The sequence below is a fragment of the Bacillus sp. GW821-FHT01G09 genome, assembly GCF_059422205.1.
Map to the genome: position 1 here is coordinate 799,393 of NZ_JBWKWL010000002.1, position 22,089 is coordinate 821,481.

At 42.8% G+C, this 22,089-nt stretch carries 20 protein-coding genes; all 20 read left to right on the forward strand.

The window, feature by feature from the left end:
• The first annotated feature begins 19 nt into the window (after window positions 1-19).
• Window positions 20-892 carry a 4-hydroxy-tetrahydrodipicolinate synthase gene (gene dapA, locus AC07VD_RS09575; protein WP_124059858.1) on the forward strand — a complete coding sequence of 291 codons (873 nt, stop codon included), beginning with the start codon at window positions 20-22 and terminating at the stop codon, window positions 890-892.
• Between the two features lie 177 nt (window positions 893-1,069).
• The gene (rnjB, locus tag AC07VD_RS09580; RefSeq protein ID WP_003231875.1) at window positions 1,070-2,737 is read left to right on the forward strand and encodes a ribonuclease J2; all 1,668 of its coding nucleotides are present in this window, start codon (window positions 1,070-1,072) and stop codon (window positions 2,735-2,737) included.
• 115 nt (window positions 2,738-2,852) lie between these two features.
• Window positions 2,853-3,590, forward strand: a complete 738-nt coding sequence (gene tepA, locus AC07VD_RS09585) for a translocation-enhancing protein TepA (protein ID WP_003245712.1) — start codon at window positions 2,853-2,855, stop codon at window positions 3,588-3,590.
• The gene (locus AC07VD_RS09590; protein WP_047182622.1) at window positions 3,587-3,799 is read left to right on the forward strand and encodes a YlzJ-like family protein; all 213 of its coding nucleotides are present in this window, start codon (window positions 3,587-3,589) and stop codon (window positions 3,797-3,799) included. The genes tepA and AC07VD_RS09590 overlap by 4 nt, the downstream gene beginning before the upstream one ends.
• Before the next feature lie 130 nt (window positions 3,800-3,929).
• The gene (gene spoIIIE / locus AC07VD_RS09595; RefSeq protein ID WP_134155486.1) at window positions 3,930-6,293 is read left to right on the forward strand and encodes a DNA translocase SpoIIIE; all 2,364 of its coding nucleotides are present in this window, start codon (window positions 3,930-3,932) and stop codon (window positions 6,291-6,293) included.
• Window positions 6,294-6,436: 143 nt separating this feature from the next.
• A complete protein-coding gene (locus tag AC07VD_RS09600; protein WP_003245732.1) occupies window positions 6,437-7,162 on the forward strand; it encodes a GntR family transcriptional regulator in 726 nt (241 codons plus the stop codon).
• A gap of 138 nt (window positions 7,163-7,300) precedes the next feature.
• Window positions 7,301-8,509: a bacillibactin exporter BcbE gene (gene bcbE / locus AC07VD_RS09605; RefSeq protein WP_010886509.1), complete on the forward strand. Its 1,209-nt coding sequence runs from the start codon at window positions 7,301-7,303 to the stop codon at window positions 8,507-8,509.
• 179 nt (window positions 8,510-8,688) lie between these two features.
• The gene (gene yfmF, locus AC07VD_RS09610) at window positions 8,689-9,969 is read left to right on the forward strand and encodes an EF-P 5-aminopentanol modification-associated protein YfmF (RefSeq protein ID WP_086343845.1); all 1,281 of its coding nucleotides are present in this window, start codon (window positions 8,689-8,691) and stop codon (window positions 9,967-9,969) included.
• Window positions 9,966-11,252, forward strand: coding sequence for an EF-P 5-aminopentanol modification-associated protein YfmH (gene yfmH / locus AC07VD_RS09615; protein WP_086343846.1), 1,287 nt, complete (start codon window positions 9,966-9,968; stop codon window positions 11,250-11,252). The genes yfmF and yfmH overlap by 4 nt, the downstream gene beginning before the upstream one ends.
• Window positions 11,253-11,306: 54 nt before the next feature.
• Complete coding sequence (gene ymfI / locus AC07VD_RS09620) at window positions 11,307-12,035, forward strand: elongation factor P 5-aminopentanone reductase (RefSeq protein ID WP_445214358.1); 729 nt, start codon at window positions 11,307-11,309, stop codon at window positions 12,033-12,035.
• 80 nt (window positions 12,036-12,115) lie between these two features.
• Entirely contained in the window at window positions 12,116-12,373 is a 258-nt protein-coding gene (locus AC07VD_RS09625) for a DUF3243 domain-containing protein (RefSeq protein ID WP_003245199.1), read from the forward strand.
• Between the two features lie 129 nt (window positions 12,374-12,502).
• Window positions 12,503-13,294, forward strand: a complete 792-nt coding sequence (locus AC07VD_RS09630) for a DUF3388 domain-containing protein (RefSeq protein ID WP_003220998.1) — start codon at window positions 12,503-12,505, stop codon at window positions 13,292-13,294.
• An 18-nt stretch (window positions 13,295-13,312) separates the two neighbouring features.
• The gene (gene rodZ, locus AC07VD_RS09635; protein WP_021479276.1) at window positions 13,313-14,227 is read left to right on the forward strand and encodes a cell shape determination protein RodZ; all 915 of its coding nucleotides are present in this window, start codon (window positions 13,313-13,315) and stop codon (window positions 14,225-14,227) included.
• A gap of 49 nt (window positions 14,228-14,276) precedes the next feature.
• On the forward strand, window positions 14,277-14,858 hold the full coding sequence (gene pgsA / locus AC07VD_RS09640; protein ID WP_003244753.1) for a CDP-diacylglycerol--glycerol-3-phosphate 3-phosphatidyltransferase: 582 nt from the start codon (window positions 14,277-14,279) through the stop codon (window positions 14,856-14,858).
• A 17-nt stretch (window positions 14,859-14,875) separates the two neighbouring features.
• Window positions 14,876-16,126 (forward strand): competence/damage-inducible protein A, encoded by a 1,251-nt coding sequence (locus tag AC07VD_RS09645; protein ID WP_003231847.1) that lies wholly within the window; start codon window positions 14,876-14,878, stop codon window positions 16,124-16,126.
• A gap of 172 nt (window positions 16,127-16,298) precedes the next feature.
• Window positions 16,299-17,345 carry a recombinase RecA gene (gene recA / locus AC07VD_RS09650; protein ID WP_003245789.1) on the forward strand — a complete coding sequence of 349 codons (1,047 nt, stop codon included), beginning with the start codon at window positions 16,299-16,301 and terminating at the stop codon, window positions 17,343-17,345.
• 167 nt (window positions 17,346-17,512) lie between these two features.
• Window positions 17,513-18,688: a serine hydrolase domain-containing protein gene (locus AC07VD_RS09655; protein WP_494721712.1), complete on the forward strand. Its 1,176-nt coding sequence runs from the start codon at window positions 17,513-17,515 to the stop codon at window positions 18,686-18,688.
• A 275-nt stretch (window positions 18,689-18,963) separates the two neighbouring features.
• The gene (rny, locus tag AC07VD_RS09660; RefSeq protein ID WP_003221010.1) at window positions 18,964-20,526 is read left to right on the forward strand and encodes a ribonuclease Y; all 1,563 of its coding nucleotides are present in this window, start codon (window positions 18,964-18,966) and stop codon (window positions 20,524-20,526) included.
• A gap of 68 nt (window positions 20,527-20,594) precedes the next feature.
• A complete protein-coding gene (gene ymdB / locus AC07VD_RS09665; protein ID WP_003245138.1) occupies window positions 20,595-21,389 on the forward strand; it encodes a 2',3'-cyclic-nucleotide 2'-phosphodiesterase in 795 nt (264 codons plus the stop codon).
• A gap of 199 nt (window positions 21,390-21,588) precedes the next feature.
• Complete coding sequence (gene spoVS, locus AC07VD_RS09670) at window positions 21,589-21,849, forward strand: stage V sporulation protein SpoVS (protein WP_003154135.1); 261 nt, start codon at window positions 21,589-21,591, stop codon at window positions 21,847-21,849.
• The last annotated feature ends 240 nt before the right edge of the window (window positions 21,850-22,089 follow it).

Sequence of the window (22,089 nt, forward strand, 5' to 3'; positions counted from 1 at the left end):
TCATGATGAGGTGAATAAAATGAATTTCGGAAATGTGTCTACAGCGATGATTACACCCTTTGACAATAAAGGGAACGTAGACTTTCAAAAACTGTCTACACTGATTGATTACTTGTTGAAAAACGGAACGGATTCTTTAGTAGTAGCGGGAACAACTGGAGAATCTCCGACCCTTTCAACTGAAGAAAAAATTGCGCTTTTTGAATATACGGTAAAAGAAGTAAACGGACGGGTGCCCGTTATCGCTGGTACTGGAAGCAACAACACGAAGGATTCCATTAAGCTGACAAAAAAAGCTGAGGAAGCGGGCGTGGACGCTGTTATGCTTGTTACCCCGTATTACAATAAACCTTCTCAAGAAGGAATGTACCAGCATTTTAAAGCAATTGCGGCAGAGACATCTCTTCCGGTTATGCTTTATAATGTTCCTGGCCGTACGGTTGCTTCTCTTGCTCCTGAAACGACGATCCGTTTGGCGGCAGACATTCCGAATGTGGTTGCGATTAAAGAAGCGAGCGGAGACCTCGAAGCGATTACAAAAATTATTGCTGAAACACCGGTAGACTTCTATGTCTATTCAGGGGATGATGCTCTGACGCTTCCAATTCTTTCAGTTGGAGGAAGAGGAGTTGTGTCAGTGGCGAGCCATATTGCAGGCTCTGATATGCAGCAAATGATCAAAAATTATACGAATGGGCAAACAGCTAATGCGGCACTGATCCATCAGAAACTGCTGCCGATTATGAAGGAACTGTTTAAAGCGCCTAATCCTGCTCCAGTCAAAACAGCGCTTCAGCTGAGAGGTCTTGATGTCGGTTCTGTGCGTCTGCCTCTAGTCCCGTTAACTGAGGATGAACGTCTGAGCTTAAGCAGCACGATCAGCGAACTGTAAGAAAATTTCATACAGTGAAACAAACGCGGTCATTCTCACATTCAGCTGAGTTTGACCGTTTCTTTTACATATTGGTTTTCCCTAAACCTTCTGCTTTATCTTGTTTTCTAAATTTACTTTCAGTTATAATAGGAACAAGTGATGATGGACGGGTATGAGACTAGGAGGATATAGATTTTGAAAAAGAAAAATACAGAAAACGTTAGAATTATCGCCCTTGGCGGTGTCGGAGAGATTGGGAAGAACCTTTATGTCATTGAAATTGACTCAGACATATTTGTCGTTGATGCCGGCCTTATGCATCCAGAAAACGAAATGCTCGGTATTGATGTAGTGATTCCTGACATATCATATTTGATTGAACGGGCTGACCGCGTCAAGGCAATCTTTTTAACGCACGGGCACGATGAAAATATCGGCGGCGTTTTTTACTTATTAAACAAGCTGTCCGTTCCAGTGTACGGAACAAAATTGACGCTTGCACTGTTAAGAGAGAAATTAAAACAATACGGACATAACCGAAAAACTGATTTAAGAGAAATTCACTCCAAATCTGTCATTACATTTGAATCAACAAAAGTATCGTTCTTTAGAACGATTCACAGCATTCCTGATTCTGTAGGTGTGAGCTTTAAAACATCACTTGGATCTATTGTATGCACGGGAGACTTCAAATTTGACCAAACACCTGCACTTAATCAGACGTGCGACATTGGCGAGATCGCCAAGATCGGCAATAGCGGCGTGCTCGCTCTGCTTTCTGACAGTGCAAATGCGGAACGGCCGGGTTACACCCCTTCGGAAGCGGCTGTCAGCGGAGAAATTTCGGATGCGCTGTATAATTCACAGAACCGGGTGATTATTGCTGTTTTCGCATCCAATATTAACCGGATTCAGCAAGTCATTCATGCAGCGGCTCAAAATGGCAGAAAGATTGCCGTAGCCGGAAAAAATCTTCAATCTGTCCTGCAGCTGGCGAGAAAGTTAGGATACATTGAAGCAGATGATGAATTGTTTATTTCTGTACAGGATGTCAAAAAATATCCGAAGCGCGAAGTGGCTATTATTACAGCCGGAAGCCAAGGTGAACCATTAGCTGCTTTGACAAGAATGGCAAACAAAGCTCACAAACAGCTGAACATTGAAGAAGGGGATACGGTGGTCATTGCGTCAACTCCGATTCCCGGGCAGGAACTCATTTACTCTAAAACAGTAGATCTTCTTGCGAGAGCCGGTGCACAAGTCATCTTTGCCCAAAAGCGTGTTCATGTATCAGGCCACGGCTCACAAGAAGAGTTAAAGCTGATGATCAACCTGCTTAAACCAAAATATTTGATTCCTGTAAACGGCGAATACAGAATGCAAAAAGCTCATTCAAAAATCGCTGAAGAAACCGGCATGAAGCGCAGTGACATCTTCTTAATTGAAAAAGGCGACGTCGTTGAATTCCGCGGCCAAAACGTAAAAATTGGGGATAAAGTTCCTTACGGCAATATTTTAATTGATGGTTTAGGTGTCGGTGATATCGGCAATATCGTATTGAGAGACCGTCGCTTGCTTTCACAGGACGGAATTTTAATCGTTGTCATTACACTTGATAAACAAAAGAAACATCTTGTATCAGGACCAGAAATTATCACTCGCGGCTTTGTTTATGTAAGAGAGTCTGAAGGTCTTATCGTACAGGCTACTGAGCTTGTACGGTCCATCGTGACAGAAGCGACTGAAACATCAAATGTCGAATGGTCAACGCTGAAGCAGGCAATGCGGGATGCTTTGAACCAATTCCTTTATGAAAAAACGAAACGTAAACCGATGATCATCCCAATTATTATGGAAGTATAATGACTGACTAAAGACCGGAGCTGCTCCGGTCTTTATTTTTTGTCCTTCAAGCCGGGATTGAATGAAGTATCTTTGTTCATAATACAAAGAGAAACTCGGAAAGGATGAAAGCGAGATGGATCATCGTATGGAAAACACAGAAGAAGAGCGTCCTGAAAAAAATGATGCGAAGGACAGCATTATGAATAAAATACAGCAGCTTGGTGAAACGACGCTTCCGCAGCTGCCCCAAGATACAAATATTCATTGTCTGACCATTATCGGACAAATTGAAGGCCATGTTCAGCTTCCTCCGCAAAACAAAACAACAAAATATGAACATGTCATCCCGCAGATTGTGGCAATTGAACAAAATCCTAAAATTGAAGGCTTGCTGATCATATTAAATACTGTCGGAGGAGATGTTGAAGCTGGTCTTGCAATAGCGGAAATGCTTGCATCTTTATCGAAACCGACCGTTTCTATCGTGCTTGGCGGGGGACATTCCATCGGCGTTCCGATTGCTGTATCCTGTGATTACAGCTATATCGCCGAAACAGCAACGATGACGATTCATCCAGTTAGGCTCACCGGGCTGGTCATCGGGGTGCCGCAAACGTTTGAATACCTGGATAAGATGCAAGAAAGAGTTGTTAAATTTGTGACAAGCCACTCCAATATAACCGAAGAGAAGTTTAAAGAGCTAATGTTTTCAAAAGGAAACTTAACACGCGATATCGGAACAAATGTGGTCGGTAAGGATGCAGTTAAATACGGATTGATCGATCACGCAGGCGGTGTCGGACAGGCAATCAATAAACTGAATGAGCTCATCGATGAAGCAAGGAAAGAAGAAGGACGGATGATTCAATGATTCTTTATACCGTGATGCCGCAGGAAATTGTGTTTGCAGAACAGAACCAAGAGAAAAGCGCACATGAGCAAATTGAATATAAAGGTGTACCGCTTCTAGTCGAAATGAAAGGGAATGAAGCGGAAGTCATTCAAATCATGAGCACCAATCCAATGCATTTTCTGCATCCGGACATTTCACCGGGACAAAAGCTGAAATTAAACGTATAAGAATCCAACCCTTTTTTAAGGGCAAAATATGCTATAATAGGGGAATCCTACAGAAAAAACGCAGCCTGTAAACGGCTGCTTTCTTCATTATGTATGAACTTACATTTTTTAACGCAGTAAGGTGATGAGTGTGGCAAAGAAAAAACGAAAATCAAGAAAAAAACAGGCGAAACAGCTCAATATAAAATACGAGCTCAACGGATTGCTGTGTATAGCCATTTCAATTATCGCAATCTTGCAGCTGGGGGTAGTCGGGCAAACGTTTATCTATTTGTTCCGCTTTTTTGCTGGAGAGTGGTTTATTTTATGCTTGTTAGGTTTATTGGTGTTAGGAGTCTCACTGTTTTGGAAGAAAAAAACCCCAAGCCTTTTAACGAGACGAAAGGCCGGGTTGTACTGTATCATCGCAAGCATATTGCTGCTTTCTCACGTGCAGCTATTTAAAAATTTGACGCATAAAGGGTCTATTGAGTCTGCAAGCGTGGTGCGCAATACGTGGGAATTGTTTTTAATGGACATGAATGGCAGCTCTGCTTCACCTGATTTAGGCGGAGGGATGATCGGTGCGCTGCTGTTTGCGGCTTCACACTTTTTGTTTGCGTCGACTGGTTCTCAGATCATGGCAATTGTCATGATTTTGATTGGAATGATTTTAGTAACAGGACGCTCGCTACAAGAAACGCTAAAAAAGTGGATGAGCCCGATTGGACGTTTTATAAAAGAACAATGGTTAGCATTTATTGATGATATGAAATCCTTCAAATCAAATATGCAGTCATCGAAAAAAACGAAAGCGCCGAGCAAAAAACAAAAACCGGCCCGCAAAAAACAGCAAATGGAACCGGAGCCTCCTGATGAAGAGGGGGATTATGAAACAGTATCGCCTCTTATTCATTCAGAGCCGATTATCTCAAGCTTTTCTGATCGTAATGAAGAGGAAGAGTCTCCAGTTATAGAAAAGCGCGCCGAACCTGTGTCGAAGCCGCTTCAGGACATCCAACCGGAGGCAGGTGACAAGGAAATTGTTTCTGCTCCTCCTATGACCTTTACAGAGCTCGAAAATAAGGATTACGAGATGCCGTCACTGGATTTGCTGGCAGATCCGAAGCATACCGGCCAGCAGGCTGATAAAAAGAATATTTATGAAAATGCGAGAAAGCTTGAACGCACATTCCAAAGCTTTGGCGTAAAGGCGAAAGTCACACAGGTTCATCTCGGACCGGCCGTAACAAAATATGAAGTATATCCTGATGTCGGAGTGAAGGTTAGCAAAATTGTCAATTTAAGCGATGATTTAGCGCTTGCGCTTGCTGCGAAGGATATCAGGATCGAAGCGCCTATACCAGGCAAATCAGCAATCGGAATTGAAGTTCCAAACGCAGAAGTGGCAATGGTTTCGCTGAAGGAAGTGCTGGAGTCTAAATTGAATGACAGACCGGATGCGAAGCTGTTAATTGGACTCGGCCGCAATATTTCAGGTGAAGCTGTATTGGCTGAGTTAAACAAGATGCCCCACCTTTTGGTCGCAGGCGCAACCGGTAGCGGGAAAAGTGTCTGTGTCAACGGCATTATTACAAGTATTTTAATGCGCGCGAAACCGCATGAAGTGAAAATGATGATGATCGATCCTAAAATGGTAGAGCTCAATGTCTACAATGGGATTCCGCATTTGCTTGCTCCGGTTGTAACCGATCCGAAAAAAGCGTCGCAGGCTTTGAAAAAGGTTGTCAATGAAATGGAGCGGCGGTACGAATTATTTTCTCATACGGGTACAAGAAATATTGAAGGATACAATGATTATATAAAACGCGCCAACAATGAAGAAGGAGCGAAACAGCCAGAGCTGCCCTATATTGTTGTCATTGTGGACGAGCTTGCCGATCTCATGATGGTCGCTTCATCAGATGTGGAAGATTCGATTACGAGATTGTCCCAAATGGCGCGGGCTGCCGGCATCCATCTTATTATTGCGACACAGCGGCCATCGGTGGATGTTATCACAGGGGTGATCAAAGCGAACATTCCGTCACGAATCGCGTTCAGCGTATCTTCACAGACGGATTCAAGGACCATTCTTGACATGGGTGGCGCTGAGAAGCTTCTTGGCCGCGGCGATATGCTGTTTTTACCTGTAGGGGCTAACAAACCTGTCCGTGTGCAGGGAGCATTTTTGTCGGATGACGAAGTGGAGAAGGTCGTCGACCATGTGATTACGCAGCAGAAAGCGCAATATCAAGAAGAAATGATTCCTGAGGAGACAACTGAAACTCATTCCGAGGTTACTGATGAACTTTATGATGAAGCTGTTGAATTAATTGTCGGCATGCAGACGGCATCTGTTTCAATGCTGCAAAGAAGATTCAGAATCGGCTATACGAGAGCGGCGCGCCTGATTGACGCAATGGAGGAACGCGGCGTTGTCGGACCGTATGAAGGCAGCAAACCTAGGGAAGTATTATTATCAAAAGAGAAATATGATGAGCTCTCTTCTTAATGAAGGGAGTTCCGCTTTCTATAGTTGCCAATAATAACATTATGTAAACTGATCACCTTTCTATTTATTTTTTCGACAAAACATGATATAGTTGTCCCAATTGTTCAATAATTTTTATCGAAAGTGGTTTACGGAGGGGAAACATGTCTACAAAAGCTGATAATCGGCACTTGTATTTGAAAGTAATTGAACGAATTAAAGAGGATATAAAAAATGGGATCTACACTGAGAAGGAAAAGCTGCCTTCTGAATTTGAGCTTTCCAAAAAGCTTGGTGTCAGCAGAGCGACGCTAAGAGAAGCCTTGCGGATACTGGAAGAAGAGCATGTGATTATCAGAAGGCATGGTGTAGGCACTTTTGTCCATTCTAAGCCGTTATTTCTTTCGGGCATTGAACAGCTGAACAGTGTAACCAAGATGATAGAACAGGCGAATATGACCCCTGGCACGATTTTTCTATCATCACAAGTGCTTATGCCGTCTGAAGATGATACGAAGAGATTTCATTTGGCAGAAGGGCAAGAACTTTTTTACCTTGAACGAGTCAGGACAGCTGACGGACAGCCGATTGTGTATTGTATAGACAAAATTCCAATGAATATTTTGCCGAATTCTTTTTCTCATCAGCAAGAATCTATGTTTGACCTGCTTGAGAAAAATTCAGGCTCCGTAATCAGCTATGCAGTAACTGATATAGAACCGATCGGCTATCACGATACCATTTCTCCAGTACTTGAATGCGATCCGGAAACAGCTCTTTTGCTGTTAAAACAAACCCATTACGATCAGCACGATAAACCGGTGCTTTATTCTTTAAATTATTTTAGAGCAGATAAATTCAGATTTCATGTTTTGCGTAAACGATTCTAAAAACGGACGCCTGTATGTGTCTGTTTTTTTATTTGCACTGATTCATGTTTCTTTGTACATACTTTCATTCCGGTTAACGCAATATATAAGAGATGACAAGAAAGTGAATGGGTGAAAATGTTGAGAGAGAAAAATGGAATGAAAAATATTATTGCATTGTCTTCCGTCCCGCTTGTGATGACACTCGGGAACTCCATGCTGATTCCTGTTCTTCCGATGATGGAGAAAAAGCTGTCTGTGACTTCATTTCAAGTGTCTTTAATCATTACTGTATACTCAGTAGTAGCAATTATTTGCATTCCGATTGCCGGATATTTGTCGGATCGTTTCGGGAGGAAAAAAATATTGCTTCCATGCCTCCTCATTGCAGGATTGGGGGGAGCCGTAGCTGCTTTTGCCTCGACCTATATGAAAAATCCTTATGCTATGATCTTGGCGGGGCGGGTTCTTCAAGGCATTGGTTCTGCAGGTGCCGCTCCGATCGTCATGCCGTTTATCGGCGACCTGTTTAAAGGAGACGATGAAAAGGTCAGCGCCGGTCTTGGCGATATTGAAACCGCCAACACGTCAGGGAAGGTACTGAGTCCCATACTTGGAGCCTTACTGGCTTCTTGGTATTGGTTTGTACCGTTTTGGTTTATTCCGTTTTTCTGTTTGATCAGCTTTTTGCTCGTATTGTTTTTGGTGGCCAAGCCTGAAGAAGATGAAGATGCGCCTGCTGTTTCCGAGTTTATTAAGAGTGTGAAGAAAATCTTTAAACAAGATGGTCGCTGGCTTTATACGGTCTTCATTATCGGGTGTGTCATTATGTTTTTGTTATTTGGCGTATTATTTTATTTATCAGATACGCTGGAGAACAAGTATGCCATTGACGGAGTAGCTAAAGGCGGATTACTGGCAATCCCACTTTTGTTTTTGTCAACCAGTTCTTTTATAGCTGGCAAAAAGATCGGTAAAGATAAAGGTCGAATGAAATTTTGCGTTGTTACAGGAATGATTCTGTTAACCCTTTCGTTTATTGCCTTGTGGTGGAACCACAGTTTTTATTTTTTATTTGTCTTTTTAAGCTTTGGCGGGATTGGGATTGGAATGGCTCTTCCTGCTTTAGATGCATTGATAACCGAAGGGATTGAAAGTGAACAATGCGGAACCATTTCCTCCTTCTACAATAGCATGCGCTTTATAGGAGTAGCTCTCGGTCCACCTGTTTTTGCTGCATTAATGTCTAATGCAAACTGGATTATTTTCATACTCTCGGCGTTTTGCAGCATCGTTTCTTTATTTTTAGTGCTCTTTACTGTAGATGCTAAAAAAAGTGAAGAAGAAAAAAACTTAGGGACGGTCTAGCCAGCCGTCTTTTTTTGCGCTTTCTTGCACAGTTTACAACTGTACCTATACAGCATGCGGAGGTTATTGTTTCCTTATAAATCCTACAGTTGCTATAATTACATGAAAGAGTGTTTCTGCGAATGCTGAAAATTGGTCATAATACATACTAATTTAGAAATGAACGAAGGAGGTTCCATATGTCATATGTTAATGAACTCAAATCAAAGCACGGCGGTTTAACCGCACACATTGTAGAAACAGAAAAATTCAAAACCGTCTCGCTTATTTTTAAGATGCTGGCACCGCTGACAAAGGATCAAGTCACCAAAAGAGCGCTGCTTCCGCATGTGCTTCTTCGCGGAACGAAAAGCCATCCGAAAACCGCAGAATTGCGTTCATACCTGGATGAGCTGTACGGCACGTCAGTATCGGCTGATCTTACGAAAAAAGGAGAGCGGCACGTCATTACGTTCAGGCTTGAAATCCCGAATGAAAAATATTTAAAAGACCAAACGCCGCTACTTGAGAAAGGGCTCCAGCTTCTTGCAGAAATCGTCTTTTCACCTGCTTTAGAGGGAGACGCTTTTCAGTCACAATATGTGGCTCAAGAAAAACGGACGCTTAAGCAAAGAATCCAAGCCGTCTATGATGATAAAATGCGCTATTCGAATTTAAGGCTGATACAGGAAATGTGCAAAAATGAGCCTTACGCGCTTCATGTCAATGGTGAAATCGACGATGTCGATGACATTACGGCAGAGCAATTATACGAAACATACCAAAGCGCTATCCAAAAAGACCAGCTTGATCTATATGTTGTTGGCGATGTGGACAGTAACCAGGTACAATCGGCAATCGATAAGTATTTCAAAACAGAAGAGCGCACTCTTGGCACGATTGAAAACAATCACGCTGATGAAAAAGTTCAGCCAAAAGAAGTAATTGATGAAGAGGATGTCAAGCAAGGAAAGCTGAATATCGGCTACCGCACCAGTATCACTTATACAGATCAGGATTATCCTGCTTTACAAGTGTTTAACGGATTGTTCGGCGGATTCTCTCATTCTAAACTTTTCATTAATGTTCGGGAAAAAGCCAGTCTTGCTTACTACGCGGCTTCCCGTATAGAAAGTTTTAAAGGCTTGTTAATGGTGATGTCAGGCATTGAAGTGAAAAATTTTGAACAGGCTGTTTCGATTATTGCTGAGCAATTCCAGGCAATGAAAAACGGCGATTTCAGTGAGCAGGATATAGCACAGACAAAGGCCGTCATTCGAAATCAAGTGCTGGAAACGATTGATACAGCATACGGTTTATCTGAATTTTTATATCAGCAGGCCGCTGCTCAAGTCGAGATTCCTATCGAAGACTTTCTTGCCAATATTGAGAATGTCACAAAAGAGGATATCATTAAAGCCGGCGAAAAGATTCAGCTTGATACGACTTATTTCTTAAAAGGGACGGAGGGTGCATCTTGATCAAACCAATCGAATATGAACAGCTTCAGGAGACGCTGTATCATGAAAAAATGTCCAACGGCCTTGATGTTTACGTTTTGCCGAAAAAAGGCTTCAACAAGACATATGCGGTCTTTACAACAAAGTACGGCTCGATAGATAACCGGTTTGTCCCTTTAGGTAAAAACGAGATGGTTCACGTGCCGGACGGGATTGCTCACTTTCTTGAGCACAAGCTGTTTGAAAAAGCGGACGGAGACGTTTTTCAAGATTTCAGCAAACAGGGGGCTTCTGCCAATGCGTTTACGTCATTTACAAGAACAGCTTACCTTTTCTCAAGCACATCAAATGTTGAACGCAATTTAGAGACGCTTATCGATTTCGTACAGGACCCATATTTTACTGAAAAAACGGTTGAAAAGGAAAAAGGGATTATCGGGCAGGAGATTAATATGTACGACGATAACCCTGATTGGAGGCTTTACTTCGGGGTCATTGAAAACATGTACAAAGAGCATCCTGTCAGAATTGACATAGCGGGAACAGTGGAAAGCATTTCACATATTACAAAAGACCTTCTTTATGAATGCTATGAAACGTTTTATCACCCGAGTAACATGCTCCTTTTCATTGTCGGCCCTGTAGATCCTGAAGCGATTATTACTCAGGTAAGAGAAAACCAGGAGAAAAAGCCGTATACTGATCAGCCGGAGATCAAACGGGAAGAAGTGAAAGAGCAAGAAGCGGTTTTCCGAAAAGAAAAAGAGATCAAAATGAACGTGCAGGGACCGAAATGCCTTGTCGGGCTGAAATCCAAAAAGCCGTTTAAATTAGGCAAAGAGCTCTTAAAGCATGAACTTTCAATGAACTTATTGCTTGAAGCTCTTTTTGGCAAAAGCTCTGCCCAGTATGAATCACTTTATGAAAAAGGATATATTGACGAAACGTTCAGCTTTGATTTTACTGCTGAATATGGGTTCGGTTTTGCGGCGATCGGCGGAGATACGCCTGAGCCTGATCAATTGGCTGAAGACATTTCAAGCATGCTTTTGCGCGCCGGTGAACTGATTACTGCTGAAAAGATTGAACTTGCTAGAAAGAAAAAGATCGGCACATTCTTAAAAGCGCTGAATTCCCCTGAATACATCGCCAATCAATTTACCCGTTATGCGTTCTTGGATATGAGCCTGTTTGACGTTGTAACCGTACTCGAGCAGATTACCCTCGAGGATGTCCAGAACGTAATACAAGAGGAAATTTCTGCAGACAGACTGACTGTCTGCAAGGTTGTTCCTAAATCATAAACAAAACATCCCTCCAGTGTGAGGGGTGTTTTTCTGCGGAAAGAAGGAAAGAGGATGAACAAAACAGCACTAATCACCGGAGCAAGCGGCGGCATTGGCAAAAGCATCAGCGAAACCCTTGCAGCTAGAGGGTACAATCTGCTGCTGCATTACAATACAAATCAAAACGCGGCAGCGGAGCTTGCTGAAAAACTAAGTCAGAGGTTTGGCGTAAATGCGGAGATATTACAAGCTGACCTGTCCGCGCAAGATGGAGCAGATAAGCTGACAAGTTCAATTGTTCAGCATATTGATGCGATTGTTTTAAACAGCGGAAGAAGCCATTTTGGGCTGATTACGGATGTAGATAACGCAACGGTCCAGGAAATGGTTCAGCTTCATGTGGCGAGTCCGTATATTCTGACGAGAAACCTTCTGCCAGGCATGATTCGGAATAAATCGGGAGCAATTGTGGCTGTCAGCTCGATTTGGGGAGAGACTGGGGCATCCTGTGAAGTGCTGTACAGCATGGCAAAAGGAGCTCAGCATTCATTTGTAAAAGGATTGGCTAAGGAGCTGGCGCCAAGCGGAATCAGAGTAAACGCCGTAGCGCCGGGCGCAGTTGATACAAATATGATGAATCAATTTACCCCGGCTGAAAAAGAAGAGATCGCTGATGAGATTCCGATCGGCCGGCTGGCCAGGCCGCAAGAAATTGCGGAGGCAACAGCTTTTCTCCTGTCTGAAAAAGCGTCATATATCACCGGCCAAATTCTGTCGGTGAATGGCGGCTGGCACTGCTGATCCGAAAATATTCGGTGTATAGTTTCTTTTGCGAAGGACACAATAATCTTGTAACTTCACATGAAATGGAGGAAACAAGCATGTCAGTATTAGAAAACTGGGATAGCTGGAAAAACTTCCTTGGCGACCGTCTGAACTATGCGCAAGATAAAGGTATGAGCCAGGATACGATTACAGATCTTGCGACAGAAATCGGCAGCTACTTGGCTAATGAAGTGGAATCTAAGAACGAGCAGGAAAAAGTGCTGGCAGATCTTTGGAGTGTAGCATCAAAAGATGAACAGCACGCCATTGCCAATATGATGGTTAAGCTTGTTGAAAATAACAGCACTCACTAGGAAGAGAGGGGATTTTTCCTCTCTTTTTTATGTTTTCCTCATCACAGCAACATTCTTCTTTCTAATTAGAGAAAAATGCTTTATGATAAAGGAAGGTAAAATTTTGCCACAATGAAGGGGGTATATCATTTGGCAAAGCTCGAATGGTATTTTGAATATGAAATTCAAGTGAACCGCCCCGGACTGCTCGGGGATATTTCATCTCTTCTTGGGATGCTTTCTATCAACATCGTAACGATAAACGGCGTCGATCTTTCCAGAAGGGGAATGCTCCTCAGGTGCCGCCATATAGATCAAATTAAACGATTAGAATCAATCTTAAAAACGATGGAAACAATTAAAGTAACGAAGCTTAGAGAACCGAGGCTTCGCGACCGTCTTGCCGTACGCCACGGCCGTTATATTCAACGGGATGCCGATGACAAGAAAACGTTCCGCTTTGAACGGGACGAGCTTGGCTTATTAGTCGATTTTATGGCCGAATTGTTCAAAAAAGAAGGCCATAAATTAATCGGAATCAGAGGTATGCCGCGTGTCGGGAAAACGGAATCGATTGTAGCCTCTAGTGTGTGTGCAAGCAAAAGGTGGCTGTTTGTGTCATCAACCTTGCTGAAGCAGACGATAAGAAGCCAGCTGATTGCCGATGAATACAGCACTGAAAATGTCTTTATCGTTGACGGAATTGTGTCAACACGAAGAGGATCGGAACGCCATCTCCAGCTGGTCCGAGAAATCATGCGGCTTCCGGCAACAAAAGTGGTGGAGCATCCGGACATATTCGTTCAAAATACAGAGTATACACTAGATGACTTTGATTATATTATTGAACTGAGAAATGACCCTGATGAGGTTATTACATATGAACATGCCGAGGAACCCCAAATGTTTGATCAATCCGGGTTTTCAAGCTTTGATTTTTAAAATTGGAAGGTGTTTGTTGTGACTGAACTAGGAATCCGGCTCAAAGAAGCCAGAGAGGAAAAAGCAATGTCATTGGATGATCTCCAAGCGGCAACAAAGATTCAAAAAAGGTATTTAACCGCCTTGGAGGAAGGAAACTATGACATTATTCCGGGGAAGTTTTATGTTCGGGCATTCATCAAGCAATATGCAGAAGCCGTTGGGCTTGATGCGGATCAGCTGTTTGAGGAGCATAAAAAAGATATCCCTAATACGTATCATGATGATGTGTCTGAAAAGATCTCCGGCATGAATCTTCAAAAGGAAATGCCAAAGCCAGCATCTAAGGCGCTGGAGCTGCTGCCAACGATACTTGTTATTCTCGGCGTGATTGTCGTGATTGCCATTGTGTACGCGATCATTCAATTTGCCAATCACAAAAACAGTGATGATCACAATGCGGCATCAGAAAAAGCAATTACGCAAAGTGAGAGCAAGTACGAAATCCCTAAAGATTCAACGCTGAAAGAGAATCAAAATAACAGCTCTGAAAAAGAGACAGACACTAAAAAAGAAACGAAAGAAAACGAAGATAAGAAAAAAGAAAATGACAGTGATAAGCTGGAGATTAAAGCTGCTGGCACTGAAGGATCGTTAACGACTTATGAAGTGTCCGGCGCTGATAAAATCGAGCTGGAACTGAAGGCATCAGACAGCTCCTGGATTCGAGTGCGCGATGAAAACAGCAGCTCTTTAAAAGAAGGAACTCTGAAAAAAGACGAAACCTATAAAAAAGACATAACTGATCAGAAACAAGTTGATATCCGCACTGGATATGCACCTAATCTGAAAATAAAAATCAACGGTAAGGTTCTTTCATATGAACTTGATCCGAAAAAAGTGATGGCACAAACCATAAAGATTGTAAATAAAAAGGAAGAAAAGTCATCTTAATTACCAGATGACTTTTCTTCACGTCCGAGTATGAAATTGGAGGGGCTTTATGTTTAACTTACCAAATAAAATCACACTAGCTAGAATCGCATTAATCCCAATCTTCATGATTATCATGCTGGCGCCGTTTGACTGGGGCAGGCTCGAAGTTGGAGACGAATCGATCCCGGTCGCACATTTGGCGGGGGCCATTCTATTTATTATTGCATCTACAACAGACTGGGTGGACGGGTATTATGCCCGAAAATTAAATCTCGTAACAAACTTCGGGAAATTTCTTGATCCGCTTGCGGACAAACTGCTCGTATCCGCAGCGTTAATTATCCTTGTTCAATTTGATCTCGCTCCAGCTTGGATGGTCATTGTGATTATCAGCAGGGAGTTTGCCGTGACAGGTTTAAGGCTTGTCTTAGCCGGAACAGGAGAAGTCGTAGCTGCTAACATGCTTGGTAAAATCAAAACCTGGGCACAGATTATTGCGGTATCCGCATTGCTTCTTCATAATCTTCCATTTGAACTTGTGTCATTCCCGTTTGCAGACTTGGCGCTGTGGGTAGCCGTCTTCTTTACTGTCGTCTCAGGTTGGGAATATTTCTCTAAAAACTGGGAAGCGTTAAAAACATCTAACTAAGAAAGAAGGACTTCGTCATGGAATTTCCAAAAAAAGCAGAAATAATTGCCGTCGGTTCAGAGCTGCTGCTTGGCCAAATCGCCAATACAAATGCTCAATTTATCAGCAAACAGCTCGCTGAAATCGGGGTCAACGTATTTTATCATACAGCGGTCGGAGATAACCCGGAGCGGCTGAAGCAGGTCATCCGCATTGCTGAAGAACGCTCTGACTTCATTATTTTTTCAGGAGGGCTTGGACCCACAAAAGATGATCTGACGAAAGAAACGATTGCAAATACGCTGGGACGTCCGCTTGTGTTAAATGATGAGGCATTCCAATCCATTGAGGACTATTTCAAACGAACAAAACGCACGATGTCACCTAATAACCGAAAACAGGCGCTTGTGATCGAAGGCTCTGACGTGCTGGCGAATCACTTTGGAATGGCCCCGGGAATGCTCACAGAGCATGAATCGCGCTATTATATGCTTCTTCCTGGACCGCCGAGCGAATTGCGTCCAATGTTTGAAAACGAGGCAAAGCCTCTTCTGCTGAAAAAGATGGGTTCAAATGAAAAAATTGTGTCAACTGTTCTTCGCTTTTTCGGTATCGGTGAATCTCAGCTTGAAGCCGATTTGGAAGATATTATTGATGCACAAACCAATCCGACAATTGCGCCTTTGGCGGCTGATGGAGAGGTGACGCTGCGTCTGACAGCCAAACACGCCGATGAAAAGGAAACAGAGCGTCTGTTAAAAGAAACAGAGGCCGTTATCTTAGAGCGTGTCGGTGAATTTTTCTATGGTTACGATGATACTTCTCTTGTAAAAGAGCTATCTATAGCGTGTAAGGAAAAAGGCATAACAATTTCTGCGGCAGAAAGCTTTACCGGAGGGCTGTTTTCTGAATGGCTGACGGATCATAGCGGTGCCTCAAAATTATTTGCCGGGGGCGTTGTTTGCTATACAAACGACGTGAAGCAGAATGTGCTTGGTGTCAAGAAGGAAACATTAGATCGTTTTGGGGCGGTCAGCAAGGAGTGCGCATCCGAACTGGCTAAGGGTGTTCAAAAACTCACTGGCAGCGATATCGGCATTAGCTTTACTGGTGTAGCAGGACCTGATGCTCAAGAAGGGCATGAGCCTGGGCATGTGTTTATCGGCATTTCCGCAAATGGTAAAGAAGAGGTTCACGAGTTTCACTTTGCGGGCTCCAGAACGGGGATCAGAAAACGCGGCGCTAAATACGGCTGCCATTTAATCTTAAAGCTTTTAGAGCAAAAATAATATTTTCAGCACATTATCCTCCTAAGAAAACATGATTTCTCTGATACATTATGATATTTTGATAGGAATCACGCCAAGAAAAAATCCGAATATGCGTTCGCTTTTTTCTTGGCAAATCCCTTCAAACAGGGTATAGTATATGTAGTGGTAACATAAAGGAGGAAAAAATAGAATGAGTGATCGTCAGGCAGCCTTAGATATGGCTCTTAAACAAATAGAAAAACAGTTCGGCAAAGGTTCCATTATGAAACTGGGAGAAAAGACAGATACAAGAATTTCTACTGTACCAAGCGGCTCCCTCGCTCTTGATACAGCACTGGGAATTGGCGGATATCCTCGCGGACGGATTATTGAAGTATACGGTCCTGAAAGCTCAGGTAAAACAACTGTGGCGCTTCATGCGATTGCTGAAGTTCAGCAGCAGGGCGGACAAGCCGCGTTTATCGATGCGGAGCATGCGTTAGATCCGGTATACGCGCAAAAGCTCGGTGTTAACATCGAAGAGCTTTTACTGTCTCAGCCTGACACAGGCGAGCAGGCGCTTGAAATTGCGGAAGCATTGGTTCGAAGCGGGGCAGTTGACATTGTCGTTGTCGACTCTGTAGCCGCTCTCGTTCCGAAAGCGGAAATTGAAGGCGACATGGGAGATTCGCATGTCGGTTTACAAGCACGCTTAATGTCTCAAGCGCTTCGTAAGCTTTCAGGGGCCATTAACAAATCGAAGACAATCGCGATTTTCATTAACCAAATTCGTGAAAAAGTCGGTGTTATGTTCGGGAACCCGGAAACAACTCCTGGCGGCCGTGCGTTGAAATTCTATTCTTCCGTGCGTCTTGAAGTGCGCCGTGCTGAACAGCTGAAACAAGGCAACGACGTAATGGGGAACAAAACGAAAATCAAAGTCGTGAAAAACAAGGTGGCTCCGCCGTTCCGTACAGCCGAGGTTGATATTATGTACGGAGAAGGCATTTCAAAAGAAGGCGAAATCATTGATTTAGGAACTGAACTTGATATCGTGCAAAAAAGCGGTTCATGGTACTCTTATGAAGAAGAGCGTCTTGGCCAGGGCCGTGAAAATGCAAAACAATTCCTGAAAGAAAATAAAGATATCATGCTGATGATCCAGGAGCAAATTCGCGAACATTACGGCTTGGATAATAACGGAGTAGTGCAGCAGCAAGCTGAAGAGACACAAGAAGAACTCGAATTTGAAGAATAAAAATAAAATAAGTTTCAAATGATACAAAAGGCTGAGTGAAAAACTCAGCTTTTTTGTATTTTGCAAAAAAATGATAAAAATATTGCTTTTTTTGACAACTTTTTTAGGGCTTTATTCGTCTAACAAAACGTGTGCAAAATGGAATTTATTTTGGGAGGAAAAAATGAATGACAAGCCCAACCCGCAGAAGAACTGCGAAACGCAGACGGAGAAAACTAAATAAAAGAGGAAAACTGTTGCTTGGTCTTTTAGCAGTGATGGTTTGCATTACGATTTGGAATGCTCTTCATCGAAATAGTGAAGAAAACGAACCATCTCAAGAAACTGCAGCGGTTTCAAATACCGATCAGAAAAAAGAGGTCAAAAAGAAAACTGCCAAAAAATCAGAGGAACAAATCAAAACAGTGGATCGAAACCAAAAAATCAGCAATTATTTAAAAGAGATCGGTTTCAGCGGAACAGCCATGATTGTCAGAAATGGAGAAATCGTAACAAATAAAGGTTTTGGCTATGCTGACCGTAAACACTACATTCAAAATAATCCATTGACATCTTTTTATGTCGGTTCATCACAAAAAGCGCTGATTGCAACTGCTATTTTGCAGCTTGAGGAAAAGGGGAAACTTCAGACAAGTGATCCGGTAAGTACGTATTTACCTCATTTTCCTAACGGACAAACGATTACTTTGAAGAATCTGCTTACACATACATCGGGGATAAACGGACATATTGAAGGAAACGGCGCCATTAATCCGGACGATTTAATAAAAGATATAGAACTTCAGGGAATCAAACGTCAGCCGGGCGTATGGGACTACAAGGATTCCAACTATTCTGTTCTTGCTTATATTATTGCTGAAGTAAGCGGTGAGCCCTATGAACAGTACATAAAGAATCATATTTTTAAACCTGCGGGAATGACGCATGCAGGCTTTTACAAAACATATGAAAAAGAACCTTATCCTGCCGTCGGGTATAAGATGGAGGGCAGCAAAACAGTTACACCGTATATACCTGATCTATCCCAGCTGTATGGAGCGGGTGATATTTATATGAGCGCTATAGATATGTACAAATTTGACCAAGCGCTGATAGACGGAAAACTGTATTCGCAAAAAAGCTATGAAAAGATGTTTACGCCAGGAAGCAGCTCCACATACGGCATGGGATTTTATGTTGCTCCCGGAAGCTATTCAAACCATGGTGTTATGCCGGGCTTCAATATCTTGAACAGCTTTAGCAAATCTGGGCAAACCATTGTTATTTTGTTCTCAAACATTCAAAATAATGCTAAATTGGGCCAAGTGAACAATAAAATATACCAGCTTCTAAATCAAGAATGATTGGCGATCTTCTTTTGGATGAATTGCATTCGGCACGTGAAAAGACGACTGGCCTGCAAACGTTAAGATGGCAAGCTTGACAAGTATTTCCGACACATTTACAATGAAGTTGTAACATTTGTTTTTTTAACATGATTGTTAAACCATTTAAACTTGACAAGGGCGATGAACACACTCATTCCCTGTGAAGGTTCTGTATGTTGAGAAAACTAGACAATGTACATGCCGACACTTTTTAAGCAACAACCAAGTTCATAGCAAGAGGAGGTGAAAGTATGACCCCAATTATGATGGTTCTCATCTCCATTTTGCTGATTCTACTCGGTTTAGTTGTTGGCTACTTTGTTCGTAAAACCATTGCCGAAGCGAAAATTGCGGGCGCACGCGGTGCAGCCGAGCAAATTCTTGAAGATGCGAAGCGTGATGCTGAAGCACTGAAAAAAGAAGCTCTGCTTGAAGCAAAGGATGAAATCCACAAACTTCGAATAGATGCTGAACAGGAAGTTCGTGAAAGACGAAATGAGCTTCAAAAACAAGAAAACCGTTTACTCCAAAAGGAGGAAAACCTTGATCGCAAACATGAGGGAATTGATAAACGGGAAGCGATGTTGGAGAAGAAAGATCATTCTCTGAATGAACGACAACAACATATTGAAGAGATGGAAAGCAAAGTGGATGAGATGATTCGTATGCAGCAGTCTGAGTTGGAACGAATTTCGAGTCTAACTCGTGACGAAGCGAAACAAATCATTCTTGAGCGGGTTGAAAACGAGCTTTCACATGACATCGCCATCATGACAAAAGAAACTGAAAACCGTGCGAAAGAAGAGGCGGATAAGAAAGCGAAAAACATTCTTTCACTCGCCTTACAGCGCTGCGCAGCGGACCACGTTGCCGAAACAACGGTATCAGTTGTCAATCTTCCAAATGATGAGATGAAAGGACGTATCATCGGACGGGAAGGGCGTAACATTCGTACGCTTGAAACGCTGACAGGAATTGACCTGATTATTGATGATACGCCTGAAGCTGTCATTCTTTCCGGATTTGATCCGATCAGACGTGAGACAGCCAGAATTGCTCTTGATAAACTCGTTCAGGATGGCCGTATTCATCCGGCACGGATTGAAGAAATGGTTGAAAAATCTCGCCGCGAGGTCGATGACTATATTCGTGAGATGGGTGAGCAAACGACATTTGAGGTTGGCGTTCATGGCCTCCACCCAGATCTCATCAAGATCCTCGGCCGCTTAAAGTTCCGTACAAGCTACGGTCAAAATGTGCTTAAGCATTCCATGGAAGTCGCATTCTTGGCCGGTCTAATGGCATCGGAGCTTGGTGAAGACGCAAAGCTTGCTAAACGTGCGGGTCTTCTTCACGACATCGGGAAAGCAATTGACCATGAAGTAGAAGGAAGCCACGTTGAGATCGGGGTAGAGCTTGCGACCAAATATAAAGAGCACCCAGTCGTGATTAACAGTATTGCATCACACCACGGGGATGAGGAGCCGACTTCCATTATCGCTGTGCTGGTAGCTGCAGCAGATGCGCTTTCCGCTGCAAGACCTGGCGCAAGAAGTGAGACGCTCGAGAATTATATTCGAAGACTTGAAAAACTCGAAGAAATTTCTGAGTCCTACGAAGGTGTTGAAAAATCATTTGCCATTCAGGCTGGACGCGAAGTGCGTATTATGGTGAAGCCGGATTCAATTAATGATCTTGAGGCTCATCGACTGGCGCGAGATATCCGCAAGCGAATTGAGGACGAGCTCGATTATCCAGGTCATATTAAGGTGACAGTAATCAGAGAGACTCGAGCCGTAGAGTATGCAAAATAAAGTGATGCGCTAAGCATCACTTTATTTTTTTGACGGCAAGGAATTTTCAAGAAGAAAGGATTTACAAAATGAGAATTTTATTTATCGGAGATGTTGTCGGTTCACCGGGCCGTGACATGGTCAAAGAATATGTACCAAAGCTAAAAACAAAATATAAGCCTCACTTTACCATTATTAATGGTGAAAACGCCGCACATGGAAAAGGCCTGACGGAAAAAATTTATCACAGCTTAATCCAGTCCGGCGCAGATGCAATCACAATGGGGAACCACACATGGGACAAAAAAGAAATATTTGATTTTATAGATGACGTTCCGAACTTGGTTCGCCCGGCAAACTTTCCTGAAGGAACACCGGGGAAAGGGATCACATATGTGAAAGCAAACGGCAAAGAACTAGCAGTTATTAATTTGCAGGGACGTACGTTTTTGCCGCCGCTTGATGACCCGTTTTTAAAAGCGGATGAATTGATCGCAGAAGCTGCGAAAAGAACACCGTACATTTTTATCGACTTTCATGCCGAAGCGACAAGTGAAAAGCTCGCACTTGGCTGGTACACGGATGGACGGGCATCGGCTGTAGTAGGAACTCATACACACGTGCAAACAGCGGATAACCGCATTTTGCCGAAGGGAACGGCATATATTACTGATGTGGGAATGACTGGCCCGTATGACGGTATACTGGGGATGGACAGAGAGACGATTATTAAGCGATTCAAAACGAACCTTCCAGTCCGGTTTACTGTCGCTGAAGGAAAAACAACGCTCAGCGGAGTTGTCATTGACATTGACGATCAAACGAAAAAAGCCGTGAAAATTGAGCGTATTTTAATCAACGATGATCACATGTTCTTTGAATAGTTGAACATATGGTTATTTTATAAAAATATTAAAAAGAAAAGCAGGAATATAGCAACTCCTTAGTGAATATAGTAAAAATGGAAGGTAGCCCGCTATTTTTGAAAAGCATTGTGGGGATGGCTTTTTGGATAGCAACATCTAATAATGATTGTTCTAATGAACACTCACTTATCCATTGTAAAACTAAGGGGGAGCAGAAATGGAAATCTTAAAAGTTTCAGCAAAATCGAGTCCAAATTCAGTGGCAGGTGCGCTTGCAGGCGTGTTGAGAGAGCGAGGAGCCGCCGAGATTCAAGCGATCGGAGCGGGTGCATTAAACCAGGCTGTAAAAGCTGTGGCGATTGCCAGGGGATTTGTGGCGCCAAGCGGCGTTGATTTGATTTGTATTCCGGCTTTTACAGATATTCAAATCGATGGGGAAGAAAGAACAGCGATTAAATTAATCGTGGAGCCTCGCTAAAAACAAATAAAGCATTCTCAACCTGTTTGCGTAATGCAAACAGGTTGTTTTTCATTTATTGTGATATTTTCTCCCGATAGTATTTTTAGCACATAAATGAGCGAATATACAAAATCAGAAATGAGCTAAAACGTTTCAAAAAAAATTTCCGCCCATTTTTCAAGACAGATACTTTTGTCCTTCTGGAAAAGACAGTGCTGTTTACGCTTATTCCATATCATGGTACAATCCGAATATAAC